We start from the raw sequence: 24,853 nt of genomic DNA, 5'->3' as shown, positions 1-24,853 counted from the left end.
GGGAGGGGGCAGAGAAGAGAGGCGGGGGGCGCGGGAAGGCGGCGCGCCCTCTCCCCCGCCTCCCTCCTCCGGCCCTCCCCCCACCCCCGCGACCCCCCCCGCCGCCGGACGGGTGATTGCGCCCGCCCCGGTGCGCGGCACCCGCCGGGGCCGCCCCGGGCCGTCCAATACTCACGCGATGAGGCGGCACGGCCGCGCCGCCCGGACGAGGGAGGACCCATGCACCGCCGCACCGCCGCCGGGCCGGGACACCGCACCGCCGCCCCCCTGCTGGCCGCCCTGCTGCTCGCCGGGTGCACCTCCGCCGCCGCCACCGACCCCGGGGCCGCCCCCGGCTCCCCGGGCGCCCCCAGCTCCTTCGGTGCCGTGCCGACCGCGCCGCCGCAGCCCTCCCCGCAGCTGACCGACCAGCAGGTGGCCACCGCCGTCGACCGGATCGACGCCTACGTCCAGGACGCGATGCGCAGGACCGGCGTACCGGGCCTCGCCCTCGCCGTCGTCCACCGGGACAAGGTCGTCCACGCCAAGGGCTACGGCGTCCGCGAACTCGGCAAGCCCGACCCCGTGACCCCCGACACCGTCTTCCAACTCGCCTCCGTCTCCAAGCCGATCGCCTCCACCGTCGTCGCCGCGGCCGTCGGCCAGAAGGCCGCCACCTGGGACGACCCCGTCTCCGCCCACGACCCCGGCTTCACCCTCGCCGACCCCTGGACCGGCGGCCACGTGACGATCGCCGACCTGTTCTCCCACCGCAGCGGCCTGCCCGACCACGCCGGCGACCTCCTCCAGGACCTCGGCTACCCGCGCGACCACATCCTCCAGCACCTGCGCGACCAGCCCCTGGCCCCCTTCCGCGCCCACTACGCCTACACCAACTACGGCCTCACCGAAGCGGCCGTGGCCGTCGCCAAGGCCAAGGGCGAGGCCTGGGAGGACCTGTCCGCCGACCTCCTCTACCAACCGCTCGGCATGGCCGCCACGAGCTCCCGGCGCTCCGCCTACGACCACGCGACCGACAAGGCCGCGCCCCACGTCCGCACCGGCGGCAACGACAGCGGCAGCAGCGGTGGCGGCGGCGGGGGCGGCTGGCAGGTGAGCACCACCGAGAACGCCGATGCGCAGTCCCCGGCCGGCGGCGTCAGCTCCACCGCGCAGGACCTCGCCCGCTGGATGCGGCTGCAACTCGCCGGCGGCTCCTTCGAGGGCCGCCAGGTCGTCGACACGGCCGCCCTGAGCGAGACCTGGCTGCCGCACAGCCTCGCCAACCCGCCCGCCGCGCCCGCCGGCAACCCCGGCCAGTACGGCCTCGGCTGGAACGTCGGCCGCGACAACCGCGGCCGGCTGCGGCTCAACCACTCCGGCGGCTTCCTCCTGGGCGCCGCCACCGTCGTCACCCTGCTGCCCGCCGAGCGGCTGGGCATCGTCGTGCTGACCAACGGCCAGCCCACCGGGTTGCCCGAGGCGGTGGCCGAGGAGTTCCTCGACCTCGCCCAGGAGGGCCACGAGACCGTCGACTGGCTCGGCTTCCTCGGCAAGGTCGTCCCCGCCGCCCTGGTGGCCGGCACCTCGCCCACCGACTACACCAAGCCCCCGGCCGGCGCCGCCCCCGCCAAGCCCGACGCCGCCTACGTCGGCACCTACACCAACGGCTACTACGGACCGCTGACCGTGACCACCGGCAACGGCGGCGCCCTGGTGATGAGCCTGGGCCCGGACAACCTCCAGTTCCCGCTCCAGCACTACGCCGGGGACGTGTTCAGCTTCCGCACCCGCGGCGAGAACGCCGTCGGCCTGTCCGGGGTGACCTTCACCGTCGGCGGCGACGGCAAGGCCGCCAAGGCCGTGGTCGAGCAGTTCGACCACGACGGCCTGGGCACCTTCACCCGCAGCCAGCCCTAGGCCTGTCGTCGAACTCGCGGCTGCGGGGCGAGACCGCCCCTAGCCGGTGCGCGTCGCGTGCATCTCCTGGAACAGCTCGAACCCGCCCTCCGGGGAGCCCGGGGAGGCGGGGGCGGCGCTGAAGCCCTGCCAGCGGAAGGAGGTCGGCGTGACGTCGGTGAACGTCCACCGCGAGCGCCGGCCCTGGGCGTCGGTGCCCTCCTGGACCATCCCGCCGGCACCGTCGGAACGGCCGACCTGGGAGAAGTACGAGGGGAGCTTCGGCGAGATCCAGGTGATCCGCCACAGCCCGGTCGTGACGTCGTACATGCGCAGGGTGGTGCCGGGGAACCGGCCGTGGAAGTCCGGGCAGAAGAGCACGTCCTGCACCACCCGGCCGCCCAGCGCCCAGCCGAAGCGCCACTCGCCCGCCGCGGTGCGCCACCGGCCGTCGGGGAACAGGTAGCGGTTGCTGATGTCCCACGTGCCGACCAGGCGGCCGTAGAGCATCAGCGCCCGCGCGTGGTCCGGATCCGGCCCGTCCGCCGACAGCAGTTCCAGCATCGGGTCACCGGACGGGACGTCGGCGTTCAGTAGTACCCCTTGGAGCCGTCCAGCAGCTCCCGGACGATGTCGGCGTGCCCCGCGTGGCGGCCCGTCTCCTCGACGAGGTGGATCAGCATCCAGCGCAGGTTGGCGCCGCCGGCGCGGAAGTCGCGGTGGCGGCCGACGTCGTCCAGGGAGGCCGCCGCGACGATCTCGTCGCTGCGCTCGCACTGGGCCTCGTACTCCGCGAGCAGCTCGGCCAGCGGACGCCCGCCGGTGTGCCAGTCGGCGTCCTCGCCCGACCCGTCGAACACCGGGTGCCGCTTCTTGTCACCGCCGAGGAACAGCACCTCCAGCCACAGGTACTCGGTCCAGCGCATGTGGGACAGCAGGCCGGCCATCGTCATCGCCGGCGAGGCCGGCAGGACCGAGCGGTGCGCGTCCTCGTCGCCCAGCCCCTCGCACTTCCAGCGCAGGATCTTCCGCTGCAGGTCCAGCCAGCCGACGATCGCGGTGCGTTCGTCCGCCAGGAGCGGGGGCCGTTCCAGTTCCGATGCCATGGCGGTGCACCCTACCGAGCCGCCCCGCCGGACGCACCGCAATATACGGGCGCAGGCCGCCGGGCCCGTGGTGCGCGCCCGTCGGCCACCGCCACCGCCCGCCCCGAGGGAGGCGGCCCGGACCCGGCCCGAACGACAGGCGGACGTCAACCCGCCGTCATGGAAGTGCCGCCCCGCGCCGCCCGGGATGTGGTGCGACAACAGGGGGCCGGGACCGGCGAAGACGCCGGACCCGGCCCCCAGGACACCCCCGGCCGCCACCACGGAACAGCCCCGGCCCGCCACTTCGGCAGCCCCGCACGGCGATCGCGGCCGACCAGGGCCCGCGACGCCGCCACCCGTCCAGGAGGACCTCCCACGCGCATCGGCAAGAAGCTCGCCGCGACGGGCGGCGGCGTCCTCGGCGCGGGGGAGCCGAGCCGGCGAAAGAGGGCGACGGCGTCCCGCAGGCAGGCCTCCCCGGCGCAGGCTGAACGGACGACCCCCGCCCGGGTGTCAGGAGCGGGAAGTCGGCCGGGCCGGCTTCCCGCTCCGGAGCCGCTCGCCGAAGGGCAGCCCGGGCGGCCTGCTTCTCGACGGTGATGTCCTGGAAGCCGATACCGAAGGCGTCCGGGTCCTCGTCCTCCACCAGGAGGTAGCTGGTGCCGGCCCAGGCGTCGGAGAGGCGGACGCGGCGGGAGGCGGGGTCGGCCCGGTCCCCGGCGATCAGGACGACGTCCTGGTGGGTGCCGGTGTTCCCGACGACCTCGCCCAGGTGGTGGTGGCCTCGCGGCGGTCGTCGCCACGGGAGAGGAGCACGTCGCCCCACAGCCGGACCGCCACCCTGACACCGGCGGTCGGGAGGGCGCCGAGGTCGGGTTCGGAGCCGACGAGGTGAGCTCGGTGACGGAGCCGAGTGCTTCGGCCCGGTCGTCGCCGAGGCCGAGGTGGTACGCGGCGCCGTTCGACCCCGGGACGGCCGGCACACCGCTCGGCCGAGCGGCCACGCAAGGAGGGATGTGGAAGATCACCCGACCGGGCGGCGGCAGGACCCCGCCGCCCCCCCCGGGGCGGGCGGCGGGGCCGTCAACCGCGCCTGCCGGCCGCCGGGTTCGACGACCGGGGCGGGAACTTCCTAGGAGAACCAGACGGAGAGCCGGGCCGTGGTCGGGGCCACGTCGCAGAAGTAGCCGACCGCCTCCCCGCGCGCCACGTAGGCCTGGCCGGCGGCGTCGCACGCGGCGCCGCTGGGGTACATGCCGACGTAGGTGTAGCCGGTCGTCCGGGTGGTGGACGCCTGGGCGGCGGGGGCGGCCGCCAGACCGCCCGCGACCGTGAGCAGCCCGGCCAGGGCCATGCCGGAAACCGCTTTGCGAAGTGCCATGTCGGTGTCTTCCTCACTCGGGGGAGAACGCCGGAGTCCGCTTCCCGGCGTCCGGCGCAGAGCCTTCCGGAACCCCGGATTCGAGGCAATGGTAGAGACCAATTTGGCAGAAAACAGTCGATCACCGGGCCGACCGGTCCCCGGCTGCTCCCGGCGGGTCGGGCAGGGCGGCACACGCGCCCCCGCTACTGCCGGGTGCAGGTCAGGTCGGTCTGCGGCAGGCGCCCGCCGGCCAGGTAGGCGTTGACCGCGCCGTCCACGCACGCGTTGCCGTACAGCCCGTAGAGCCCGTGCCGGTCGGCGCCCCGCAGGGTGAGCAGCCGCGAGGAGGGCAGCATCCCGTGCAGCGCGACGCCGTCCCGGTAGGGGGTGCGCGGGTCCCCGGTGGCCGAGAGGATCAGCACCCGGGCGTCGCGGCGCACCTCGACGGGTGGCCCGCCCGCGACGGCCCAGAACGCGCAGGGGCTGACGTCCTCGAGCAGCGGCCCGAACAGCGGGTGAGCGGCGCGGTCCCGCTCGATCCGGCGCCAGTACACCTCCGGGTCCCGGGCAGCCGGGCCGTCCGCGCACAGGATCGCCTGGGCACTGCCGGCCGTCGCTGACCCCTGGGCGGTGAACAGCAGGCGCAGGAGGGCGGTGGTCGCGGCCGAGGGCGTCACCGGCCGGCCCGCCGCGGCCTCGGCCAGCTGCGCCATCTGCTCGGCGAGGGCCGCCCGCTGCGGGTCGGAGTCGTCGGCGAGCGCGATGAAGAGCAGCACCGGCACCTGGGTGTCGTCGAGTGCGAAGGCGTCGGCGCCGCTGCCGACCAGCAGCGGGCGGGCCGCGGCCGCCTCCACCGTGCGCAGGATCCCGGCGGCCACCTCCTCGCGGGTGCGGCCGAGCCCGTAGACGCCGTCGCGGGCCGCCGCCCAACGCGCCCAGTCGGCGAACGCGTGCTCGTTCTCCGCCACCACGTTGGGCAGCAGCGCGGGCCCGGTGTGGCGCGGGAGCGTCGCGCCGTCCAGGACCGCCCGGTCGAGGCGGCCGGGGAACAACTGCGTGTACACCGTGCCGAGGTAGGTGCCGTAGGACAGTCCGAGGAAGGAGATCCTCCGCTCGCCGAGCGCGCCCCGGACCACGTCCATGTCCCGCGCCGTGGGGACGGTGCCCGCGTACGGCAGCAGGTCGCCGGCCGCCGAACGGCACCTGGCCGCGAGGTCCCGGTGGAGGGCGACCTGACGCTCGAAGGAGGCGCGGCTCGTCCCGGCGGAGAAGAGGCCGCCGACCGGCCAGCCGCAGTCCAGCGGGGTGCTCCGGCCGACGAAGCGCGGGTCCAGGCCGACGATGTCGTAGCGGCCGGCGGTGTCCTCGAGCGCGGCGCGCACCCGCAGGGGCGCGCCGAGCGTGGGGGCGGCGGGGCCGCCGTCGTTGAGCAGCAGCGTGCCGATCCGGTGGCGGGTGTCGGTGGCCGCGATCCGGGACAGCGCCAGCGTCAGGGTGCGACCGCGGGGGTCGGCGTAGTCGAGCGGCACGGTGACGCCGGCGCAGCGGGCGCCGGCCTGCTCCAACGCGGCGCCCACCTGGTCGTCGGGGCCCTGGAGGCAGCTGTGCCAGTCGAGGCGCTGGTGGTAGTAGCGGCCGAGCCCCGGCGCGGGGGCGGTGGATGCGGGCGGCGCGGCGGCGGCCACGGTCAGGGCCGCCGCGAGGGCGAGGCCGGCCGCGGCGGCGCGGCGGCGCTGGGGGGAGGGCATGAGGGCTCCTCGACGGGTGTCGGATCCGGTCGCCAGGAGCATCCCCGGCCACCTCGCCCGGCCGCGGACGGGGCGCGCGCAACAGCCGGACGGACGCCTCCCGTCCCCCGCAATCCCCGCCGAGTCGGGAAGCACGGGGAGCCGTGGACGGACCCGCGGAAGATCACCTATCGTGTGGGCCACGCCCTGAGACGGACGGAAGGAGGCGAGTGCCGTGCAGTTCACACCATTCCAGCGCTCCCTCTTCCGCTGTCCCGGCGTGGTTCGTCAGTTCTGACCGGGAGCGCTCCGAGCAGGCCTGTATCCCGGAGGAATCCATGACCGATCCGGTCATCCGCGCGCTCTGCGCGAGCGACGCTCATCTCTTCGACGCACTCCCCGACCCCATGGGCGCCCGTGAAGCCCATCGGCGTACCCGGTTCCGCCCCGAGTGGAAGCGCGTCGCCCTGCGCGACGGCGAGGTCGTCGCACGCGGCGCCTGGTGGGGCGGCCCCGACGACCCGGAGCCCGTCAACATCAACTGGTTCGACGTCGCCGAGGGCGAGGAGCAGGCCGGGGCCGAACTCCTGCGCTCGGCCCCCTGGAAGGTCGAACTGGAGATCAACCTGCCCGGCGGATGGCGGGAGGAGGCCGGCCTGCGCGCCGGCGCCGAGGCCCGTTTCGCCGCCGCACGGGCCGCAGGGTACGAACTCCTGGCGGAACGCTTCCTGTACCGCTGGACCCCGGAGCGGGGCCTGCCCGAGCGGCCCGGACGCCTGCGCTTCAGCGCGGAACCCGACGACGCCGTGTTCTTCGACGCGTTGCGCCGCATCCACTCCGTCACCCTGGACGCCCACGCGCTCAGGGCCGTCGGGGAAGGCGGCCTCGACCAGGCCGCCCAGGAGGAACTCGACTTCTTCCACTGGTGCCCCTCCCCACGGGAGTGGTGGCAGATCGCGCGCACACCGGAGGGCGAACTGGCCGGCATCCACATCCCGGCCCACAACCCCTCCGGCCCGACCATCGGCTTCATCGGAGTCGTCCCGGAACAGCGAGGCCGCGGCTACGCCTACGACCTCCTCGCGGAGTGCACGCATCTCCTCGCCGAGCAGGGCGCGGAGTTCATCGGCGGAGCGACGGACCGGGCCAACTTCCCCATGGCCGCGAACTTCGCCAAGGCGGGCTTCCCCGTCATCCGTGAACGCATCAACTTCCTCCCGGCGGGCCGAGCCGCCTGACGAGGAGTAGCACGCGGTGAGCGGTCCGGTGCCGAAGACAGGCCCGGACCGCTCACCCGGCGTCGAACTCGCCGGCGCGGACGGCGGTGACGAAGGCCTGCCAGGCGGGGGAGGGGAACAGGAGGGCCGGACCGGAGGGGTCCTTGGAGTCGCGTACCGGTATGACGCCGGCGTATCCGTCGGCGACCTCGATGCACTGCGCACCGCCTCCGCCACTGTACGAACTCTTCCGCCAGGAAGCCTCCGTCAGGTCGACATCCACTCCAAGTCCCTCCTTACCGCACGGATGAAAGCAAGCGATTCGGCCTGACCGAGGGCCTCGACCGCCAGCCGATCGTAGCTCTTGACTAGCGCGGCAACCGACTTGGTATCGCGATCAATGTAGCCGCGCTGCTCAATTTCGCCGTAAGCGAGAACTTTACGGTTTGGCATGGTAAGGAGAGTCGCCATGTGCGTGAACGGCCGGTATTCGCCGAGGGAATACGGCGCCACCTGGATGACCACGTTGCGGCGAGTGGTCAACTGCTCAAGATGGAGGAGCTGTTCGATCATGACGTCACGTCCGCCGACGATCCGCCTGAGACAGCTCTCGTCCAGCACCACGTGCAGGAGCGGCGGCTGAGGCCGCTCCAAGATCTTCTGGCGGGCAAGCCTGAATTCGATACGTTCCTCTGCGAGCTTCTCGCTCGTGTCGTTTTGCCTGGCGTAACCCATTTCGATGGCCGTTGCGTAGGCCCGGGTCTGGAGAAGCCCGTAGATGATGTTGATCTCGATGATCCTGATCTGCTCCGCGAGGGCCTCGTAGCGGGCGTACTCCGGGAAGCCCTCCAGGATCGCGGCGTTCTTCAGCTGGTACCACATCAGCAGCATGGTGCCGCCGGTGTCGAGCGCGATGTCGGAGAGTTCGGCGAGCTTGCGACTCGGGGGCCGGTGGGCAAGTTCGATGTAGGAGAGGTGCGAGGGGGAGCACCCGATGAGCGGGGCCAGCTCCTCCTGGAGGAGGTCCTTGGCCTCTCGGAAAGCGCGCAGTTGGATTCCGAAGGGGGCCCAGGGGCTGGACTCCGGGTCGATCTTCTTCTTGTTCATGGCAGCCCTCAACTTCCGTGCGGCCCTCTGGCAAGTAGCAGGCCGCTTCCCATGCTAGGTGACCTTGCGTCAGCATGTGCACAGAACGTGAAACTCCGATCGCAGAGAGTTCCCCATGCCCCACGACCAACTCCCGCGCCTCCACGGCTACGGCGTCCGCTGGGACCCCGAGGCCGACCGCTACCGGGTCCGCAACGAGCTCACCGGCGAGTGGCTGCGCCGTCCCACCGGCGAACTGGCCTCCTTCACCTTCTTCGGGGACGCCTACAGCGCCTGGCGGGCCTTCGAGGTCCACAAGCGGCCGGGGGAGTGACCACCGTGTCCTCCACCCTCTCCCGCGCGACCGCCGAGCAGCGCAGGCAGGCCGCCGAGGTCCTCGACGACCTCACCACCGTCCTCGCCCTCGGCGGCGTCCGGCTCCCCACGCTGGAAGTCGACTGGGACACCGGCCGCCTGACGTGCAGCTACCTGCTCCACCTCACCGCCCGTCCGCTCGACCTGCTGCGCGTGGTCGACCTGCTCCGCAAGGGCCTGCGCTACGAGCGCCTCACCCGGGACGACTGAACTCCCCTGCCGCGTCGAGAAAGTGACCCGCCTCCATGCAAGACCCCCGCCTGCTCGCCAAGCCCCCCGTCTGCCGGCTCGGCTGCCTCGTCCTCATCCGCAACCAGCGCGGCGACGTCCTCCTGGTCGACCCGGACTACATGGACGGCATGATCCTGCCGGGCGGCTCCGCCCGCCCCAACGAGCCGCCGCACCTGGCCGCCGCCCGCCACCTGCACGCCGACACCGGGCTGATCGTGCGTCTGACGGACGTCCTCGCCGTCGACTTCACCCCGGCCGACCGCTACCTGCAACGCCTCAACCTCGTCTTCGACGGCGGCACCGTCCCCGACAGCACCCGGATCACCGTCTCCTCGCAGCGCAGGAGCGGTCTGCTGGGCGCCCGTTTCGTCCCCGCCGTCGACCTGCCGGACTTCATGGCGCCCTCCCAGGCCGCCCGCGCGGCCGAGGCCCTCGTCAACCGCTCCCTGCCCGTCCTCGTCCATGGCCAGCGCGCCGCCTGACCCGACCTGCCCCGACCTGCCCGGGCCCGGCGCGCAAGTTGCGCGCCGGGCCCGGGGTGTTCTCGTGGTTCGGACCTTGCGCGCAGTCGGTGCGCCGGTCCTTCAGGCCCGGGAGGACGTCACCTGCGCGGCGATGGCCCGCGCGCACTCCATCGCCTCGGCGTGCGTGGTGTCCACCTCCAGGTCGTAGACCACGCCCCGGTGGACCAGATCCGCCTGGGACGCGGCCATCCCGATGATCCGGTCGCCTCGTGCGACCTCCCGGTCCGCGGCCACCGCGCTGTCGCACCGGACGCCGACCCACAGCACCCGCAGGTCGCGCAGGGCCTTCTGCCACCGCTGCTGCGACTCCGCTCCGCCCAGGAACACCTCGTCGACGACGACCCGGGCGCCCGCACGGGCCATCGCGGCGATCCCCTCGATCCACGCCGCCTCCAGCGCCCGGAACTCCGGCCCGACGACCACCTCCCCGTCCGGTGCGAGATCGATCCCCGCATCCGACGCCTGAAGGGACGCCGGTGCCGCGGCGAGCAGCGTGTCGACCCCGAGGACAAGCCACGGATCCGGCAGAACCGCCTGAAGGCACCGGGCGATCCCGGACTTCCCCGCGCTGGAACCACCGTTGAGAACGATCACCTCAGTCATCACGACGCCACAGTAGGGGCACCCCGGCGGTCCCCGGAAAGGATTTCCGCGCAAGACCCGCCCGCCTCCTGCGACCCGGTGACCTTCCCGGTCGCCGGATCCGGCTGCCGGGCCGGCGACCGTCTCCCTTCCCCCGTAGGGCGGACGAGGGTTCTCCGAGGGTGCTTCCCGGGGCCGACCGGGATGCCCGCCGGGGCCGCCAGGCCCGAGACTCGACCCATGCGCATCACACGGGCCGGTCGGGCCGTCATGACGGTGCTCTCCACCTTCATCGTCGTCGTCTCCGCCAAGTACTTCAGCTTCGACCCGGCGGCGTACTTCGCACACCAGCGCGCCACCTACCTCAGCCACCAAGTCCCGCTCGGCATCCACGTCTTCGGCGCCGTCACGGCACTGGCCCTCGGGCCGTGGCAGTTCTCCGGGCGCCTGCGCGAACGCCTCCCGCGCTGGCACCGCCGGATCGGCGTCACCTACCTGCTCGCCTGCCTGGTCGGCGGCATCGGGGCGCTGTGGCTGGCGCCCGTCGCCTACGGGGGCGCGGTCACCGGCGCCGGCTTCGGCTGCCTGGCCGTGGCCTGGCTGGTGACCGGCGGCGCCGGGCTGCGGGCGATCCTCGCGGGCCGGGTGGCCGACCACCGCCGCTGGATGGTCCGCAGCTTCGCGCTCACCTTCGCCGCCGTCACCCTGCGGCTGATGCTGCTCGCCGCGACGACGGCCGGCCTGGACTTCCGTGCCTCCTACACCGCCATCGCCTGGCTGTGCTGGGTGCCCAACCTGGCACTGGCCTGCTGGTTCACCCGTACCCGCCGGGCTCCCGTACCGGCGTGAGCGCGCCGGCGCGCGTTAGCCCGGCCGGGCAGCGGTGTTCCCCTGCCCGGGTAACCGGCCGCCCTCCCGGGAGGCCGGCGCGGTGGTTCGGGTACGGATCGGCGTCGACGGGGGATCAGCCCCCCGTCGACGCACCCCGAAACCCTTGAACCACCAGGAGGCCTCCATGGCCCGCACCACGCCCCTGCTCCTGACCGCCGTCGCCGCCGTCGCCGTCCTGGCCGCGAGCACCGGGGCCGCCGTCGCCGACGACAAGCCCTCCGGCAAGCCCGTCGACAAGCCGGCCGTCGTCCTCCCCGACGACCAGGCCGTCATCGGCCCCTCGCCGCTGGCCGCGCACAACCAGGTCTTCGGCGACTGGGTCGACGTGGCCCCGGGCGCCAACGGGTACGCCACCGTGTCGTGTCCGTCCGGCCAGGTGCCCACCGGCGGTGGCGGGCAGACCAGCGCCTTCCGGATCTTCTTCACCGACTCCTACCCGAGCGGCGGCTCCTGGGTCGTGCGCGGCACCAACACCGGCAGCGGGACCGAGTCCCTCCGGGCGACCGCGGTCTGCACCATCCCCTGACCCGCGGGGTTGAACGGCCCGGGCCCGGCTGTCGGGCCCGGGCCGTCCCGCGTCCCGGCGTCCTGCCGCCTGGCGTTCCGCGTCCTGGTGTCCTGTGGTCACGTCGGTGACGCCAGCAGCCCCAGGTCCGAGACCGGCCCGAGGTGGGCGAGCTTGTCGGGGTTGGCCACGGCGTGGACCGCCCGCACCGCGCCGTGGGCGTCGATGTCCAGCTCGATGACGTTGAGCACCCGCTGCTCGGCGTCGTACAGCACCGCGCCCGGGCGGCCGTTGACCCGGGCGGGGGCGAGGCGCGCGCCCATGCGGCGGATCCGGCGGAAGCCGCCGACCAGCAGCCGGGCGACGCGGTGCGGGTCGGTGACCGAGCGGGCGAGCGCGCGGGCCTTGCCGCCGCCGTCGCCCTGGAACACCACGTCGGGGGCGAGCATGGCGAGCAGGGCGTCCAGGTCCCCGCCCTCGGCGACCTCGAAGAAGCGGCGGGCCAGCTCCTCGCCCTGCGCGCGCAGCGCCGGGGCAGGGGTGAGGGCCGCGTCGTCGGGCGCGTGCTGCGGCGCCAGGCGCTTCCTGGCGCGGGCGAGGATCTGACGGCAGTTCGCCTCGCTCCTGCCCACCATCTCCGCGACCTGCGGATAGCCGTACCCGAACGCCTCGCGCAGCGTGAACACCGCCCGCTCGACCGGGGACAGGGCCTCCATCAGCACCAGGAACGCCATCGACAGGGTGTCCGCCAGCTCGGCGTGCTCGGCCGGCCCGGGGCGCTCGGCGGTGGTGACGACCGGCTCGGGCAGCCACTCGCCGACGTAGGTCTCGCGGCGCACCCGGGCGGACTTCAGGTGGTTGATGCCCAGCCGGGTGACGGTCGTGGTCAGGTACGCCTTGGGGTCGGTGACGGCGGTGCCGGCCCGCTCGGCGCGGGTCAGGTGGAGGAAGGTGTCCTGGACGAGGTCCTCGGCGTCGCCGACCGAGCCCGTCATCCCGTAGGCGATGGAGAACAGCAGCGGCCGGTACCCGGCGGCTGCCGATGCCGCCGTTCCCACCGTCGGTCCCGTCATGGAATCCCCCTTTCCCGAGCGTGGCCAGCAGGCTATCCGAGGCCCGGCGCGCCCCACGCGCGGGTGGCGTGACGCAGGTCACGGCGCCCGGGCGGGCCGGGGACGTCACAAAGCGGCGGGCTGTCCTGTCTTCAAGGGCGACAACGGCACACGACCGAGGAGCACACCATGGAACCCCGCCTCGCCCCCTTCGCCAGCCCGCTCCTGGGCAAGGTCTTCAAGCACCTCATCGCGGCCAACAAGCCCATCGCCGAGTCGACCCTGCCGTACACCGTCCAGGAGCTGGTGCGGATGCGCGCCAGCCAGATCAACGGCTGCGGCGCCTGCCTGGACATGCACTACAAGGAAGCCGTCCACGCCGGGGAGGACCCGGTGCGCCTGGCCCTGGTCGCCGCCTGGCGCGAGACCGACGTGTTCACCGACGCCGAGCGCGCCGCGCTGGAGCTCGCCGAGGAGGGCACCCGCCTCGCCGACGCGGCCGGCGGGGTCAGCGACGAGGTGTGGGAGAACGCCGCCAAGCACTACGACGAGGAGCAGATGGCGGCGCTGGTCAGCCTGATCTCGCTGATCAACGCCTTCAACCGGGCCAACGTGATGATCCGCCAGCCCGGCGGCGGCTACGAGGTCGGCATGTACGGGCACTGACCGGGCCGGGTAGCGGATACGGCCGGGGGCCGCGCCGCCGAGCGGCCCCCGGCCGCCCCCCACGGGCCGGGCCCCTCACCCGAACGGGTGAAAATCGCCGGTGCGCTCCGGCCGCCGACGGCTTCTTGACCGGGTGTGCGGACGCCGGACCGGGCCGGGGACCGCGGGAAACGGAGAGGTCGATTCCCGTCCCACGGCCGCACCGGCTCCGTTACCCTTCACACCCCAGCGTCCGGCAGTCGGCGGGAGGATCCGTGGCATCCCAAGTCACCATCAATGAAGGTGTGTTGTGGGTCGGGGGTGAGGCGTATCCGCTGCGTAACATCTCCCACGTCGGCCAGAGACGCCTGGCCGTCGACAAGGCCGCCGCGTGGAGGAGGTTCATCCTCCGGAGCATCGGCTGGCTGATCGTGGGCGGCACCTTCGCCGTCGTGGCCAAGAGCGTGGGGACGATCGTGTTCCTCGCCGTCGAGGCCTTCCTGGTCTGGAAGTTGGTCTCCGCCCTGCAGAAGCCCCCGGTGTACGGCCTGGTCCTCAACACCTCCGGCACCCAGCGTGACGCCGTCTGGTCCACCCGGCAGGAGGAGATCCACCAGCTCATCCACGAGATCACCAAGGCGATCGGCAACCCCGACATCGCGCAGACGGTCATCAACGTGGAGCACGCGGTGCACGGCGACCTCATCCAGCAGTACGGCGCGGGCAACATCGGCAAGGCCCAGCACAGCGGCAGCGGGAGCATCCAGGCATGAGCGGCGACCACTTCGAGCAGCACGGCTCGGGCAACATCGGCAAGGCCGAGCACTCCGGCTCCGGGGACATCGTGGCCGGCGGCAAGAGCGTCGGCGCGGCCGCGGGAGGGCCCGCGCTGGAGTCCCTCCTGAGGGAGATCGAGAAGCTGCGCCCGCACCTGGACGAGAACGACCGCTCGGAGGTGGACTCGGCGGCCGACTCGATCGCCCGGGAGACCTCGCCGGAGCGCCGGCGCAGCCTGGTACGGGTCATCTCCGGCATCGCGGCCCTGGTCGGCGAGGTGGGCCTGCCGGTGATCGCGGCCGCGAAGGCGCTGCTGGCCAACTGAGCGGCCGGTCGGCGGCACGCGCGGGTCAAGCCGGCAAAGGCGGAGCAGGTCGACATCGACCAGCTGGTCCAGGAGATGCTGCACCGGGCCGGCGCCGGCGCCCCGGGCACGGAGACCTGGCGGCGGGTGACGAGCCTGGGCAACCGGCTGTGGCGGGAACTGCTCGCCGCCGTGGACGAGAACGGGGACCACAAGTCCACCACTACGCCACTCCCGTCCCGCCGCCGCGGTGTCCGGCGACGACCCTCCACCGGCGACAGCGATCGAAGACCCACGACATGACGATTCGATTCATACCGCCCCCGCCCGCGACGGTGTGACGCGGCTCACCTCCGCAGGGCGATGAGTTCGCGGCGCGGTCACGGTCTCCATCCGTGACCGCACCGCTTCCGCCGTGCCCGACCGAGAGGAACCGCTCATGACCGCCACCGCCACCACCCCCGCCGCCGCCAAGGGCGGCCCGGCCTCCTACTTCCCCTCCATCGAGAAGAAGTACGGCCGCCCGATCGAGGAGTGGAAGGACCTCATCCGCACCTCCCCGCTCGCCAAGCACGGGGAACTCGTCGCCTGGCTCAAGAGCGAGCACGGCCTCGGTCACGGCCACGCCAACGCCCTCGTCGCCCACACCCTCGCCGAGAAGACCGCCTGAAGCCGCCCGGCCGCCCGGCCATGGGGCTCCGGGGTTCCCGGGGCGAGGGGGATCACGGCCTGCGGGCCACGAAGACGAACTCGAGCCCCGGCCGGTCGGGCGCGTCGCGCACCTCCTCCACCACGAAGCCGCAGGCGGCCAGATCCCGCCCGACCTCCTCCCGCCCCCGGAAACGCAGCGTCGAATCCGAGGTCAGCACCTGCCCGTCCGCGGCGAAGACGTACGTCCACCGGAACGACACCAGCGGCCCGTCCACCGCGACCAGGTCCACCCAGCTCTCGACGGACCCGGCGCCCGGCACCCGAGTCACCCGGCGGGAGCGCTCGCGCGTCCACCCCTCCCACGCGCGGGCGGCCGGGTCGCGGGTCTCGAAGACCAGCCGCCCGCCCGGCCGCAGCGCCCCGAAGGCACCCCGCAACGTGCCCCGCCACGCGGACGGGCCGGTGATCGCCTGGGCGACGTTCGCCGTCATCGTCGCCAGGTCGACCCGCAGCGGCGGCAGGCCGGTGGCGTCGCCGTGGATCCACCGCACCTTCCCGGCGCCCGGCTTGGCGCGCGCGACCTCCACCGAGGCGAGCGCCGGATCGACACCCACCACCTCCACGCCGCGCCCGGCCAGCAGCAGCGCGAACACCCCCGTGCCGCAGCCGATGTCCAGCACCCGCCCCGCCCCGAACTCCTCCACCATCCGCAGATAGGCGCCGAGATCGCCGCGCCCGGAAGCCAGCGGATCATAGAGCGCGGCCAGCCGCGGATGCCCGAACTCCTCGTCGGCCATGGCACGACCGTAGGCGAGGCACCCGCCCCGGCGCCATACAGGTCTACACCACTGCGTCCCCCGCTGGCCGAAACCAGCCCACCTCCCGCCGCCCCGCCGCCCGGCTGCCCGGGTGTTCAGCAGTCCCGCGAGCGCCTCGGGCCACTCGGGCGCGGCCCGTCGGGATCCGGCCGAAGCCCCCGCCCCCGCTTGTCCGTCGGCGAACCGAGAGGGAAGAGTGGGGCGCGCCGGCCGGCGATCGTGTCCAACTCCCTTGCGAACGAGAGGACATCGTGATGACCGACGACGTGTACGAGCCCCCGATGCTGATCGAACTCGGCGACTTCTCGGACCTCACCCGGGGCTTCGACTTCGGCAACCAGTCCGACGTCCACGGCTACTACCTCGTCCCCTGAGGACCCGGCCGTGAGCGGTCACCGGCGGACCTGGTTCGTGGTCCTGCCGGACACCGAAGCAGCAGCCGCGGTGGCCGCGGTGTGGGGCACGGCCGACCGCCGTGTCCTGCACCACCCCAGCGGACGCCCCTGGATCCTCGGCCACTGGCCGGCCGGCGAGCCGGCCACCGCCCAGGCCGGACCGGTCGCCCTCGCCGTGTTCGGCACCAGCGACACCGACGCCCACCACCTGCGCCGCCACGCCGCCCACGTCCGCGACCCCTACGACGCCCACACCCTCGCCGCCGACCTGGCCGGCAGCTTCCACCTGATCGCCACCGTGCACGGCACCGTCACCGCCCGCGGCTCACTGTCCGGACTGCGCCGCCTCCACCTGGCCGAGGTCGACGGCGTCCCCGTCCTGTCCGACCGCGCCGACACCCTGGCCGCCGCGGCCGGCCTCACCCCGTCCACCGAACGCCTCGCCCTGCGCCTGGCCCACCCGCTGCCCCACCCCGCCGACACCCTGCCCCTGTGGCCCGGCATCACCCCCGTACCACCCCACCACACCGCCGAACTCGCCCCCGGCCGCCCCGCCCGCACCCGCGCCCACTGGCACCCCCCGGCCCCCGAACGCCCCCGCCGCGACGCCGCCACCGCACTGCGCCACGCCCTGCACCGCGCCGTCGCCGCCCGCACCCGCGACGGCGGACTCGTCGCCGCCGACCTCTCCGGCGGCCTCGACTCCACCCCCCTGTGCTTCCTCGCCGCCGACGGCCCCGCCGACCTGCTCACCGTCACCATCGGCTCCCTCGACCCCCACCACGACGACGCCGCCTGGGCCGACCGGGCCGCCCGCCACCTGCCCGGCCACCGACTCGTCCTGCCCGCCGAAGACCTCCCCGCGATGTTCGCCGACATCGACACCCCCGCACCCCAGGGCGACGAACCGTTCACCTGGACCCGCACCCGGGCCCGCGACGAAGCCGTCGCCCGACTCCTCGCCACCCACGGCGCCCGACTGCGGATCAGCGGCGAAGGCGGCGACGAGATCCTCCAAGCCCTCCCCGCCTACCTGCGCACCCTCCTCCCGCGCCACCCCGCCACCGCCGCCCGCCACCTGCGCGGACACCGCGCCCGCCTGCGCTGGCCCCTGCCCGCCGCCCTCGCCGCCCTCACCGACCCCCGGCCCTACCCGGCCTGGCTCGCCCACGCCGCCGACCACCTCACCCACCCCGCCCCGCCACCCACCACCCAACTGCTCGGCTGGGGAGCCGAACCCCGACTACCGCCCTGGGCCACCGCCCACACCGCCGACCTGGTCCGCGAACAGCTCAGAACCCTCGACGACACCGCACCGCCGACGCCGCTCGCACCGCAGCACGTCCAGCACCAGGCCCTGCACATGCTCCGCCACAGCGCCTCCGCCATGCGCCAACTCACCGACGCCACCGCCCACTTCGGCGTCCCCTACACCGTCCCCTACCTGGACGACCAGGTCCTCGACGCCTGCCTCGCCGCCGACCCCGCCACCCGCGGCACCCCCTTCGCCTACAAACCCCTCCTCACCCAGGCCCTCGCCCCCGACCTGCCCGCCGACCTCCTACGCCGCACCGGCAAGGGCGACTTCACCCCCGACACCCACCAGGGACTCGCCCGCCACCGCCCCCGACTCGCCGCCCTCACCGAGGACAGCGCCCTGGCCCGCGCCGGCCTGATCGACCCCGACGCCCTGCGCCGGGCCTGCCTCGGCCTCTACCCGCCCGGCACCCCCTACGCCGCCCTGGACGCCACCCTCGCCTGCGAACACTGGCTGCGCGCCCACCCCCACCCCTGACCGGAGGAACCCTGAATGGCCGCCGAGCTGCGCCCCGACGTGACGCTCACCCCGACCGACGACGGAGCCGTCGTCCTGGACGAACGCTCCGGCCGCTACTTCCAGCTCAACCGCACCGGGCTGCACATCCTGCGCGCCCTGCTGGAGGGCCGCACCGCCGACGAGACCGCCGCCGAACTCGCCGCCGGCTACCCGGTCACCGCCGACCGGGCGCGCCTGGACGTCCAGCAACTGCACGAGAGCCTGCGCGCCGCCGGGCTGGTCACCGGATGAGCCTGCACGCCCACGCCGCCCGGCTCGGCCGCCCGCCCTGGCACCACCGGCCCGCCGCCCTCGCCGCGATCGGCGCGGCGCGACTGATCGAGAAGCTCCCCCCGGCCCGCATCCGCCGGGTGATGACCGCCCTGCGACGCGGCGCCCGCCCCGCCGACCGGGCCCAGGCCCTCGCCGCCCGCCGGGCCGTGGTCGCCCTCAGCATGCGCTGCGCCGGCCAGGGCTGCCTCCAACGCTCCATCGCCGCCGCCCTGCTGTGCCGCACCCGCGGCACCTGGCCGACCTGGCGCACCGGCGTCCGCACCGCCCCGTTCCGCGCCCACGCCTGGATCGAGGCCGACGGCGAACCCATCGACGAACCCGCCGAGATCGCCCACTTCCACCCCCTGATCACCATCACCCCGCACCCCCGCCCCGGCCGCTGACCATCCGGGATGGGGGCACGCGGGAAGTCGGCCGGCCCGACTTCCCGCGCGGGGCGCAAGGGATGGCTACCGGCGGGGGACGGGGATGCCGGCGGCGCGGAGTCTGGCCTCGGTGAGGGCGGTGAGACGGGCCGAGACCGGGGCCCGGTCGTCGCGGTGGTGGTCGATCAGGCGGTACTGGACGGAGGCCCGGGCCCAGGCGCGCAGGCTGGCGGGGTCGCCCAGCAGCGACGGGTTGGCGAGGTAGTGGTCGGCCATGGCGGTGGCGAGCTCCTCGATCCTCGGGTCGTGCGCCTCCCACGCCTCGGCCTCCCGGCCGCGCTGGGCCAGGGCGACGAACTCCGGTTCGTCCAGGCGGCGTTCGAGCTGGGACAGGAAGCCGTCGAAGCCCTCCGGCACCAGCGCCCGCGCCAGCACCAGGGCCTCGCGCTGCGCCGCCACGTAGTCGGGGCCGAAGCCGAGGCCGGGCATCCGCTCCAGGACCGCGCAGGCGCGGTCGGGCAGCAGGGCCCGGTCGCCGTCGGCGAGCCGGTGCAGGGTGTCGCGGCGGGCGGTCAGCTCCGCGATCCGCTCGGTCAGCCGCCGCTCCACGTCGGCGAGGGAGTCGGCGAACCGCTCGCCGTCGGCGTCGAGCAGCGGCCCGATCTCCGCCAGCGGCACCCCGGCGGCGGCCAGCGTGCGGACCTGCACCAGCCGCAGCAACTCGTCCGACCCGTACCGCCGGTAGCCGGAGGCGTTGCGCCGCGGCTCCTCGACCAGCCCCTGCCGGTGGTAGTGCCGCACCGTCTTCACCGTGACGCCGACGTACGCCGCCGCCTGCCCGATCGTGACCCCGCCGGCTCCGCCGCCCCCGTTGTTCGTCATGCGGTCAGCCTGCCGTACGGCCGGTCCCGGCACCGAACACCTCGTCGACGAGGCGGCGCTGGGCGCCCTGGAACGCCGCCGCGATGGTCACGTCGGCGTCGTCCGTGTAGGTCAGCCCGGCGGTCAGGGTGGTGGCACCGTCCGCCGAGCCGTACATCAGCGCCGCCGAGCCGATGGTGGCGCCGTTGTGGTGGAAGAGCGTGCCGGTGTCCGTGGGCTGGACGAACAGTCCCAGGCCGTAGCCGGCCGTCGGCTCCGGCGTGCGCATCTCGGCCAGCAGGGCGGGCGGCAGCAGCCTGCCGCCCATCAGCGCGCGGAAGTAGAGGTGCAGGTCCCGGGTGGTGGAGATCATGTCGCCGCCGGCCGAGACCCAGGAGGGGTTGTGCCGGGTGACGTCCAGCGTCCGCTCCCGCCCGCCGTCCTGGTAGCGGTAGTAGCTGCGGGCGTGCGGCTCGGGCAGCTCCGGCGAGGTGCCCGGCGCCACCGTGCCCGTCAGCCCCAGCGGCTCCAGGACCAGGCGGCGCAGCTCCTCGGCGAACGGCCGCCCGCTCACCCGCTCGACCACCAGGCGGGCCAGCACGTAGTTGGTGTTGGCGTAGCTCCAGCCCGCCCCGGGTTCGAACCGCGCCGGCCGGGACAGCGACATCCGCACCAGCTCCTCGGGCGGGTAGGTGCGGAAGCGGCCGTCCACCCACTCCTTGCCCCGCCACGCCACCCCCGGCGTGAACGTCCCGTCGTGCTCCAGCTCGCCGGTGTGGTTGAAGACCCCGCTGGTGTGCTGGAGCAGCATCCGCACCGTGATCCGCCGGTCCAGCCCGAACCCGGGCAGGTGGTCGCCGGCCGGGTCGTCCAGGCCGAGCCGGCCCTCGGCGACCAGCAGGAGCACCGAGGTGGCGACGAAGCTCTTGGTGATGCTGCCGATCCGGAAGTGCCCGTCGACCGGCGGCCCCTGCTCGCCGCCCGACTCCCGGGCCCCGGCGCCGGCGACCCACTCGCCGCTCGGGTCGTTCACCCGCACCTGTACGCCGAGGAACCCGGATCCGACGATCTCCTCGATCGCCCGCCGCAGCTGCGGGCGCTCCGTTTGCCGGCCGGTGTGGTGGGTGGTGGTGGACATGGTGTTCTCCTCCGCATCGGTCAAGCCCGCGTCCGTGTCGGGCCCGTTGGGAGGAGCCTCCACCCTGACCCTGGGTCAACCTCAACCGTGTCCCGGCTCACATCCGGCCACGGCGCCGGCCTCGGCACCGGCAACGGTCCGGGCGGGGCCGTGGTGGTCCTGCCGGTGGGGCCGGCCGCCACCGCCCCCAGCGCCACGGCCCTGACCCGCCTGCGCCGTACCGGCCGGCCAGCTCGCCGTGAGGAACGCGCCCACGCCCCGGGCGAGTGTCCGCACGAACCCCTCCGCGCCCGGCAGGGGGCCGATGAGGGCGTCGCGGTGGGCGGGCGTCAGGAGGCCGGCGCGCTGGAGGCGGGGGACCATCGCGGCGTAGTCGGTGAAGGCCCAGTGGTTGGCGGCCGGGACGCGGGCGCGGCGCACCGTGCCGGGGGAGCGGGCGGCCAGCGCGGACCAGGAGCGGTCGAGTTCGTCGCGGTGCGCGAAGAGCCCGCTGCCGAGCAGGAGCAGCGGGCGGTCGGTGCCCTCCGCCGTGATCCGCAGCGGCTGCGGGGCGGCGCCCGGGGCGGCGGGCGGGTGGTCGAGGTAGCCCTCCAGGTTGACGGCGGCGCGCACGCGGCGGTCCTCGTGGAACACCTCGGTGACCGCGCTCGCCCCCGCCGAGTGCCCGTACACGGCGAGGCGGTCGAGGTCGAGGGCGGCGGCGAGGCCGGGCGGCAGCGGCAGTTCGGCGGCGCGGTGGAGCCGGTCGAGGACGAAGCGCAGGTCGGCGGTCCGGGCGTCGATCACGGTGCGCCACAGCGGCGGCCGCTCGCGGGGGTCGCCGCGCAGGACGGTGGGGCGTACCGGGTCGTGGCGGAAGGCGGTGGTGCCCGGGAACTCCACCGCGAGCGCGTCGCCCGGGTGGTCGACCAGGACCACCACCGCGCCGTGCGAGGCCAACTCCTCGGCCAGGCAGGTCCCGAGGCCGCGCGGGTCGCCGCCGCCCGGGCTGTACACCAGCACCGGCCACCGCGCCGCACGCCCCGGCGGGCCGGGGCGCACCGGAGCGTCGGGGCGGGAGTGGCTGCGGGTGGCGGCCCAGTCCACGCCCGTGGCGGGCAGCCGCAGCGGGGTCTGCGGGGCGATCAGCCCGAAGAGGTCCGCGGCCCCGGGCGGCAGCTGCGGCGCGGGGCGGGCGGGGGCGCCGGGGGAGGGGGCGGCCGGGTAGAGGAACGTCAACATCAGCTCCCGCACCGGCAGTTCGGGCTCCAGCGGGTCGGGCCGGGAGGAGTCGACCAGGTAGACGCCGCGGCAGCCCACCGGGTACCGGCCGCTCGGCGCGGGCAGGGTCGGGACGAGGCCGCCCGGGGACGCGGCGGCGCGCCCGGCGGCCGGCAGCAGCAGGGCGGCGGGCGCCGCCAGCGCGGACCGGGTCAGGGTGCGCCGGCTCAGCGGGAAGCCGCGGATGAAGTCGCGGTTCGTGTCGCGGGTGAGGCCGCGGTTCGTGTCGCGGTTCGTGTCGTGGATCATGGAGCCAGGTTCGGCCGCGCCGCCCGCGGCGGGCGATCGTTCAGGTTGAGGGCTCAGGGATGGACACCGGCCCGGGGAGGGGCGCCGTGCTGCGGATCCACTGCACCCCCGAGGACCTCGCCCGCGTCACCCTCGCCCCGCGCCCGGCGCCCCTCCAGGAGCTCAACACCGCGCTGGCCACGATGTGCCGCGCCGACGCCGACCCGCTGCACGGCCCCTGGCGCCGCCGGGCCCTGCACGCCCTGCCGCCGGCCGCCGCCGCGCTGGCCGACCTCGTCCCGGCCGGCCGCGCGCCCGGCTTCCTCGACGTGTTCGCCGACGGCCTGCCCGAGGCGCTCGAACAGGTCCGCACCGCCCCGCCCGCCTACGTCCGCACCGAACTGCGCCGCGCGTACGAGCCCGCGCGCAGCGCCCCACCGCCCTGGGTCGGCGACCTCGCCCGGGGCGACGCGGCCGCCTGGCGGCTGGTCCACCGGGCGCAGCGCGCCGCGTACGAGACGCTGCTGGCCCCGGTCTGGGACCAGGTGCGGGACCTGCACCGCGCCGAGTTCGTCCGCCGGGCGGTGCAGCTGGCCGAGGGCGGCGCGGCGGCGCTGCTCGACGGGCTGCTGCCCGGCGCGCGCCTGCGGGAGGGGGTGTGGGAACTGCCGGGTGCGCCCGGGGAGATCCACCTCGCCGGGCGCGGACTGCTCCTGCTGCCGACCTTCCACTGGTACGGGCCCGCGCTGCCCGCCGACCTCCCCGGCCGCCCGCTCGTCCTCACCTACCCGGCCGGGCCCGGCCTGCTGCCCCGGCCCGACGGCCGCACCGGAGCGCAGGCCCTGGCCGCCGTGATCGGCACCACCCGCACCGAACTGCTGCACCTGCTGGCCGAGGAGCGCACCACCACCGCACTCGCCCGGCGGCTGGGCGTCAGCGCCGCCACGGTCTCCGCCCACACGGGGGCGCTGCGCGGGGCGGGACTGATCACCAGCGTCCGCGCCGGCAAGGCGGTGCTGCACCGGCGGACGGCGCTGGGGGAGCTGCTGGCAGGAGGGTGATGCTAGGCCGGACGGGGGCGTCACGGGGTGGGCCGCCCGGTGGCGGGGCGTCCCGGGAGCCGGGGCCGCCTCCGGCACGATCAGGAAGAAGGCGGCCCCGGCCCCGGTACGGGTTCCGTACGGGCGGGGCATCGACCGCGGTGCCCGTACGGCTGCGGTCGGCACCCATTCCACGACTTCAACAGCACTTGAAGTCAAGCCCGGCCGCAGGCGGGCCCCGCCCGAGAGCGCCGCTCCGGCGCCCGGTAGCCTCGCTCCCGGCGGGGGCCTGCGGGGGAACGGACACGAACAAGACGGAGAAGACGGGCAGGGGCGGGCGGATGACCGAGCAGCACAGCTACTGGCGGGCGTCGGACGGTTCGGCGGTCAGCGCCGGCCAGGCGCACATCGTGTGGACCAGGGCGGCCTACCCCGCCCTGGTCGAGGTGGCACGCCGCTACCACGCGGTGATCAGCTACGCGGACCTGGCCGAGGCGGTCCAGGAGGCCTCCGGGGTGCGCACCCGGATCCACCAGCGGCACTGGATCGGCAAGGTGCTGTCCCTGGTGATCCGCGAGGCGCACCGGCGCGGCGACCCACCCCTGACCGCCCTGGTGGTGCACGCCACCGACGGCCGGGTCGGCCCCGGCTACCAGGAGGTGCTGGCGGTGGCCGGACAGCCCCCGGTGGCCGCCGAGATGGACCGCGAGCAGCACGCGGCCGCCGCCCGCCTGGCCTGCTACCGGCACTTCGGCGCCGACCTGCCCGCCGACGGCGGCACGCCCGCCCTGGCCCCGCGCCTGCGCGCCTCGGTCGAGCGCAAGGCCGCCGCCACCGCCCCGCCGCGCCCCCCGGCGATCTGCCCGAGCTGCTTCCTGGAACTGCCCGCGACCCGGGTGTGCGACTCCTGCGGGACCACGGTCGCCCCGTGACCGGGGGCGCAGCGCGCTGAGCGGACGGCGGTGAGCGGCACGCCGGGGCGGGCGGACGTCACACGGTGGCGGGCAGCCGCCCCGGCATCTGCCAGCCCTCGGCGAGGCGGGAGGGCGACAGGCGCCGCCCGTCGCCGAAGAACTCGCAGAACTTCATGATCAGCGGGTCCCAGCCGACCGGGTCGACGTAGTGGTCGCTGCCCGGCACCAGCAGGCCCTCCTCGACGTGGGCGCGCACCACCGTCACCTCGAAGGCGGTGCGGCCGCCGCCCGCCAGCGGCGTCGCCGCCTCCACCCGGCACTCCAGCTGCACCGGGCACTCGGCGGCGCGCGGCGCCCTCACCAGCTCGCCGGGCAGCTCGGTCAGGCCGGCGGCGGCGAACTTGCGCCGCTCGTGGCGGTAGCCCTGCTCGAGCCGGTACTCGGCGATCCGCGGATTGGCGGTCAGCAGCGCGAGGGCGTCCACGGCGTCCACCTGCGCGGAGGAGGGCAGGTTCAGTACGCACTCGCCCTCGCGCCGCAGGTTGGCGGAGGTCTGGGAGCTGTCGCCCAGGCCCAGCACGCACGACTGCCCCAGCCACCACGCCGAGGACATCGGCATGAGGTTGGCGCTGCCGTCCTCGTTGCGGGAGCCGATCAGCACCACGGGGGTGCCGAAGTACAGGACCTTCAGATCGATGACCTTGTGCACGGGAACTGCCGTCCTCGGAAACTCGGAAACGCGGGAACGCGGCGACCCCGGAAGACGCGAATCGCCGCCGGTCACCGACTCTGCCCCCGCCCGTGCGGGGGCGCTGGCGGTGATCGGAC

The 24,853-nt window shown here is 74.8% G+C and carries 30 protein-coding genes; 17 read left to right on the top strand and 13 right to left on the bottom strand.

Annotated features, from left to right (window positions below; all coding sequences use genetic code 11):
• Nucleotides 1-219: 219 nt before the first annotated feature.
• Nucleotides 220-1,899, top strand: coding sequence for a serine hydrolase (locus ACZ7RU_RS12780; protein ID WP_470340918.1), 1,680 nt, complete (start codon nucleotides 220-222; stop codon nucleotides 1,897-1,899).
• 39 nt (nucleotides 1,900-1,938) lie between these two features.
• Here the strand turns inward: ACZ7RU_RS12780 and ACZ7RU_RS12775 are convergent, their stop codons facing one another.
• From ACZ7RU_RS12775 to ACZ7RU_RS12760, 4 genes are all read right to left on the bottom strand, one after another.
• On the bottom strand, nucleotides 1,939-2,442 hold the full coding sequence (locus ACZ7RU_RS12775) for a hypothetical protein (RefSeq protein WP_470340917.1): 504 nt from the start codon (nucleotides 2,440-2,442) through the stop codon (nucleotides 1,939-1,941).
• 26 nt (nucleotides 2,443-2,468) lie between these two features.
• Nucleotides 2,469-2,984 (bottom strand): DinB family protein, encoded by a 516-nt coding sequence (locus ACZ7RU_RS12770; protein WP_470340916.1) that lies wholly within the window; start codon nucleotides 2,982-2,984, stop codon nucleotides 2,469-2,471.
• A 1,114-nt stretch (nucleotides 2,985-4,098) separates the two neighbouring features.
• Entirely contained in the window at nucleotides 4,099-4,347 is a 249-nt protein-coding gene (locus ACZ7RU_RS12765) for a hypothetical protein (RefSeq protein WP_470340915.1), read from the bottom strand.
• A 185-nt stretch (nucleotides 4,348-4,532) separates the two neighbouring features.
• Entirely contained in the window at nucleotides 4,533-6,077 is a 1,545-nt protein-coding gene (locus ACZ7RU_RS12760) for an alpha/beta hydrolase (protein ID WP_470340914.1), read from the bottom strand.
• A 317-nt stretch (nucleotides 6,078-6,394) separates the two neighbouring features.
• Here ACZ7RU_RS12760 and ACZ7RU_RS12755 point away from each other — a divergent pair, with 317 nt between their 5' ends.
• A complete protein-coding gene (locus tag ACZ7RU_RS12755; RefSeq protein WP_470340913.1) occupies nucleotides 6,395-7,294 on the top strand; it encodes a GNAT family N-acetyltransferase in 900 nt (299 codons plus the stop codon).
• Between the two features lie 52 nt (nucleotides 7,295-7,346).
• On the opposite strand, the gene ACZ7RU_RS12750 is transcribed toward ACZ7RU_RS12755, so the two are convergent.
• Together ACZ7RU_RS12750 and ACZ7RU_RS12745 are read right to left on the bottom strand one after the other, a co-directional pair.
• Complete coding sequence (locus tag ACZ7RU_RS12750; RefSeq protein ID WP_470340912.1) at nucleotides 7,347-7,556, bottom strand: DUF397 domain-containing protein; 210 nt, start codon at nucleotides 7,554-7,556, stop codon at nucleotides 7,347-7,349.
• Nucleotides 7,541-8,380: a helix-turn-helix domain-containing protein gene (locus tag ACZ7RU_RS12745; RefSeq protein WP_470340911.1), complete on the bottom strand. Its 840-nt coding sequence runs from the start codon at nucleotides 8,378-8,380 to the stop codon at nucleotides 7,541-7,543. Before ACZ7RU_RS12745 ends, ACZ7RU_RS12750 begins: the two co-directional genes overlap by 16 nt.
• A 115-nt stretch (nucleotides 8,381-8,495) precedes the next feature.
• Here ACZ7RU_RS12745 and ACZ7RU_RS12740 point away from each other — a divergent pair, with 115 nt between their 5' ends.
• From ACZ7RU_RS12740 to ACZ7RU_RS12730, 3 genes are read left to right on the top strand one after another with little or no spacing between them, the layout of a single operon-like run.
• Nucleotides 8,496-8,693, top strand: a complete 198-nt coding sequence (locus ACZ7RU_RS12740) for a hypothetical protein (protein ID WP_470340910.1) — start codon at nucleotides 8,496-8,498, stop codon at nucleotides 8,691-8,693.
• Nucleotides 8,694-8,698: 5 nt separating this feature from the next.
• Entirely contained in the window at nucleotides 8,699-8,944 is a 246-nt protein-coding gene (locus ACZ7RU_RS12735) for a hypothetical protein (RefSeq protein WP_470340909.1), read from the top strand.
• Nucleotides 8,945-8,979: 35 nt separating this feature from the next.
• Nucleotides 8,980-9,447, top strand: a complete 468-nt coding sequence (locus ACZ7RU_RS12730) for an NUDIX domain-containing protein (RefSeq protein WP_470340908.1) — start codon at nucleotides 8,980-8,982, stop codon at nucleotides 9,445-9,447.
• A gap of 102 nt (nucleotides 9,448-9,549) precedes the next feature.
• Here ACZ7RU_RS12730 and cpt read toward each other — a convergent pair whose 3' ends face one another.
• On the bottom strand, nucleotides 9,550-10,092 hold the full coding sequence (cpt, locus tag ACZ7RU_RS12725) for a chloramphenicol phosphotransferase CPT (protein ID WP_470340960.1): 543 nt from the start codon (nucleotides 10,090-10,092) through the stop codon (nucleotides 9,550-9,552).
• Between the two features lie 219 nt (nucleotides 10,093-10,311).
• Between cpt and ACZ7RU_RS12720 the strand changes: the two genes are divergently transcribed.
• Together ACZ7RU_RS12720 and ACZ7RU_RS12715 are read left to right on the top strand one after the other, a co-directional pair.
• Nucleotides 10,312-10,920, top strand: coding sequence for a DUF2306 domain-containing protein (locus ACZ7RU_RS12720; RefSeq protein ID WP_470340907.1), 609 nt, complete (start codon nucleotides 10,312-10,314; stop codon nucleotides 10,918-10,920).
• 166 nt (nucleotides 10,921-11,086) lie between these two features.
• Nucleotides 11,087-11,488, top strand: coding sequence for a hypothetical protein (locus ACZ7RU_RS12715; RefSeq protein ID WP_470340906.1), 402 nt, complete (start codon nucleotides 11,087-11,089; stop codon nucleotides 11,486-11,488).
• 98 nt (nucleotides 11,489-11,586) lie between these two features.
• Here the strand turns inward: ACZ7RU_RS12715 and sigJ are convergent, their stop codons facing one another.
• Nucleotides 11,587-12,540, bottom strand: a complete 954-nt coding sequence (gene sigJ / locus ACZ7RU_RS12710; RefSeq protein ID WP_470340905.1) for an RNA polymerase sigma factor SigJ — start codon at nucleotides 12,538-12,540, stop codon at nucleotides 11,587-11,589.
• A 168-nt stretch (nucleotides 12,541-12,708) separates the two neighbouring features.
• Between sigJ and ACZ7RU_RS12705 the strand changes: the two genes are divergently transcribed.
• The 4 genes from ACZ7RU_RS12705 (at nucleotide 12,709) to ACZ7RU_RS12690 (ending at nucleotide 14,915) form a co-directional block, all read left to right on the top strand.
• Complete coding sequence (locus tag ACZ7RU_RS12705; protein WP_470340904.1) at nucleotides 12,709-13,185, top strand: carboxymuconolactone decarboxylase family protein; 477 nt, start codon at nucleotides 12,709-12,711, stop codon at nucleotides 13,183-13,185.
• Between the two features lie 254 nt (nucleotides 13,186-13,439).
• Nucleotides 13,440-13,937 (top strand): DUF6232 family protein, encoded by a 498-nt coding sequence (locus ACZ7RU_RS12700; protein ID WP_470340903.1) that lies wholly within the window; start codon nucleotides 13,440-13,442, stop codon nucleotides 13,935-13,937.
• Nucleotides 13,934-14,266 (top strand): hypothetical protein, encoded by a 333-nt coding sequence (locus ACZ7RU_RS12695; RefSeq protein WP_470340902.1) that lies wholly within the window; start codon nucleotides 13,934-13,936, stop codon nucleotides 14,264-14,266. Before ACZ7RU_RS12700 ends, ACZ7RU_RS12695 begins: the two co-directional genes overlap by 4 nt.
• Before the next feature lie 418 nt (nucleotides 14,267-14,684).
• Nucleotides 14,685-14,915 (top strand): DUF4287 domain-containing protein, encoded by a 231-nt coding sequence (locus ACZ7RU_RS12690; RefSeq protein WP_470340901.1) that lies wholly within the window; start codon nucleotides 14,685-14,687, stop codon nucleotides 14,913-14,915.
• 52 nt (nucleotides 14,916-14,967) lie between these two features.
• Here ACZ7RU_RS12690 and ACZ7RU_RS12685 read toward each other — a convergent pair whose 3' ends face one another.
• Nucleotides 14,968-15,693 (bottom strand): class I SAM-dependent methyltransferase, encoded by a 726-nt coding sequence (locus ACZ7RU_RS12685; RefSeq protein ID WP_470340900.1) that lies wholly within the window; start codon nucleotides 15,691-15,693, stop codon nucleotides 14,968-14,970.
• Nucleotides 15,694-15,968: 275 nt separating this feature from the next.
• Between ACZ7RU_RS12685 and ACZ7RU_RS12680 the strand changes: the two genes are divergently transcribed.
• From ACZ7RU_RS12680 to ACZ7RU_RS12665, 4 genes are read left to right on the top strand one after another with little or no spacing between them, the layout of a single operon-like run.
• The gene (locus ACZ7RU_RS12680) at nucleotides 15,969-16,088 is read left to right on the top strand and encodes a lasso RiPP family leader peptide-containing protein (protein ID WP_470340899.1); all 120 of its coding nucleotides are present in this window, start codon (nucleotides 15,969-15,971) and stop codon (nucleotides 16,086-16,088) included.
• 10 nt (nucleotides 16,089-16,098) lie between these two features.
• Complete coding sequence (locus tag ACZ7RU_RS12675; RefSeq protein WP_470340898.1) at nucleotides 16,099-17,904, top strand: asparagine synthase-related protein; 1,806 nt, start codon at nucleotides 16,099-16,101, stop codon at nucleotides 17,902-17,904.
• Between the two features lie 15 nt (nucleotides 17,905-17,919).
• A complete protein-coding gene (locus tag ACZ7RU_RS12670; protein ID WP_470340897.1) occupies nucleotides 17,920-18,177 on the top strand; it encodes a lasso peptide biosynthesis PqqD family chaperone in 258 nt (85 codons plus the stop codon).
• On the top strand, nucleotides 18,174-18,602 hold the full coding sequence (locus ACZ7RU_RS12665) for a lasso peptide biosynthesis B2 protein (RefSeq protein WP_470340896.1): 429 nt from the start codon (nucleotides 18,174-18,176) through the stop codon (nucleotides 18,600-18,602). Before ACZ7RU_RS12670 ends, ACZ7RU_RS12665 begins: the two co-directional genes overlap by 4 nt.
• 66 nt (nucleotides 18,603-18,668) lie before the next feature.
• Here ACZ7RU_RS12665 and ACZ7RU_RS12660 read toward each other — a convergent pair whose 3' ends face one another.
• The 3 genes from ACZ7RU_RS12660 to ACZ7RU_RS12650 all read right to left on the bottom strand — a co-directional run bounded on the left by ACZ7RU_RS12660 (nucleotide 18,669) and on the right by ACZ7RU_RS12650 (nucleotide 22,092).
• Nucleotides 18,669-19,466: a MerR family transcriptional regulator gene (locus tag ACZ7RU_RS12660; protein ID WP_470340895.1), complete on the bottom strand. Its 798-nt coding sequence runs from the start codon at nucleotides 19,464-19,466 to the stop codon at nucleotides 18,669-18,671.
• A gap of 4 nt (nucleotides 19,467-19,470) precedes the next feature.
• Nucleotides 19,471-20,583: a serine hydrolase domain-containing protein gene (locus tag ACZ7RU_RS12655; RefSeq protein WP_470340894.1), complete on the bottom strand. Its 1,113-nt coding sequence runs from the start codon at nucleotides 20,581-20,583 to the stop codon at nucleotides 19,471-19,473.
• Between the two features lie 81 nt (nucleotides 20,584-20,664).
• A complete protein-coding gene (locus ACZ7RU_RS12650) occupies nucleotides 20,665-22,092 on the bottom strand; it encodes an alpha/beta hydrolase (protein WP_470340893.1) in 1,428 nt (475 codons plus the stop codon).
• 86 nt (nucleotides 22,093-22,178) lie between these two features.
• Here ACZ7RU_RS12650 and ACZ7RU_RS12645 point away from each other — a divergent pair, with 86 nt between their 5' ends.
• Entirely contained in the window at nucleotides 22,179-23,132 is a 954-nt protein-coding gene (locus ACZ7RU_RS12645; protein WP_470340892.1) for an ArsR/SmtB family transcription factor, read from the top strand.
• Nucleotides 23,133-23,452: 320 nt separating this feature from the next.
• Nucleotides 23,453-24,043 carry a hypothetical protein gene (locus ACZ7RU_RS12640; protein WP_470340891.1) on the top strand — a complete coding sequence of 197 codons (591 nt, stop codon included), beginning with the start codon at nucleotides 23,453-23,455 and terminating at the stop codon, nucleotides 24,041-24,043.
• Between the two features lie 58 nt (nucleotides 24,044-24,101).
• Here ACZ7RU_RS12640 and ACZ7RU_RS12635 read toward each other — a convergent pair whose 3' ends face one another.
• Entirely contained in the window at nucleotides 24,102-24,734 is a 633-nt protein-coding gene (locus ACZ7RU_RS12635; RefSeq protein WP_470340890.1) for a flavin reductase family protein, read from the bottom strand.
• Nucleotides 24,735-24,853 lie beyond the last annotated feature (119 nt).

This window comes from Kitasatospora sp. NPDC114501, from assembly GCF_055633695.1.
The sequence above is the reverse complement of the archived record's forward strand: the minus strand, read 5'-3'. Positions and strand labels throughout refer to the sequence as shown.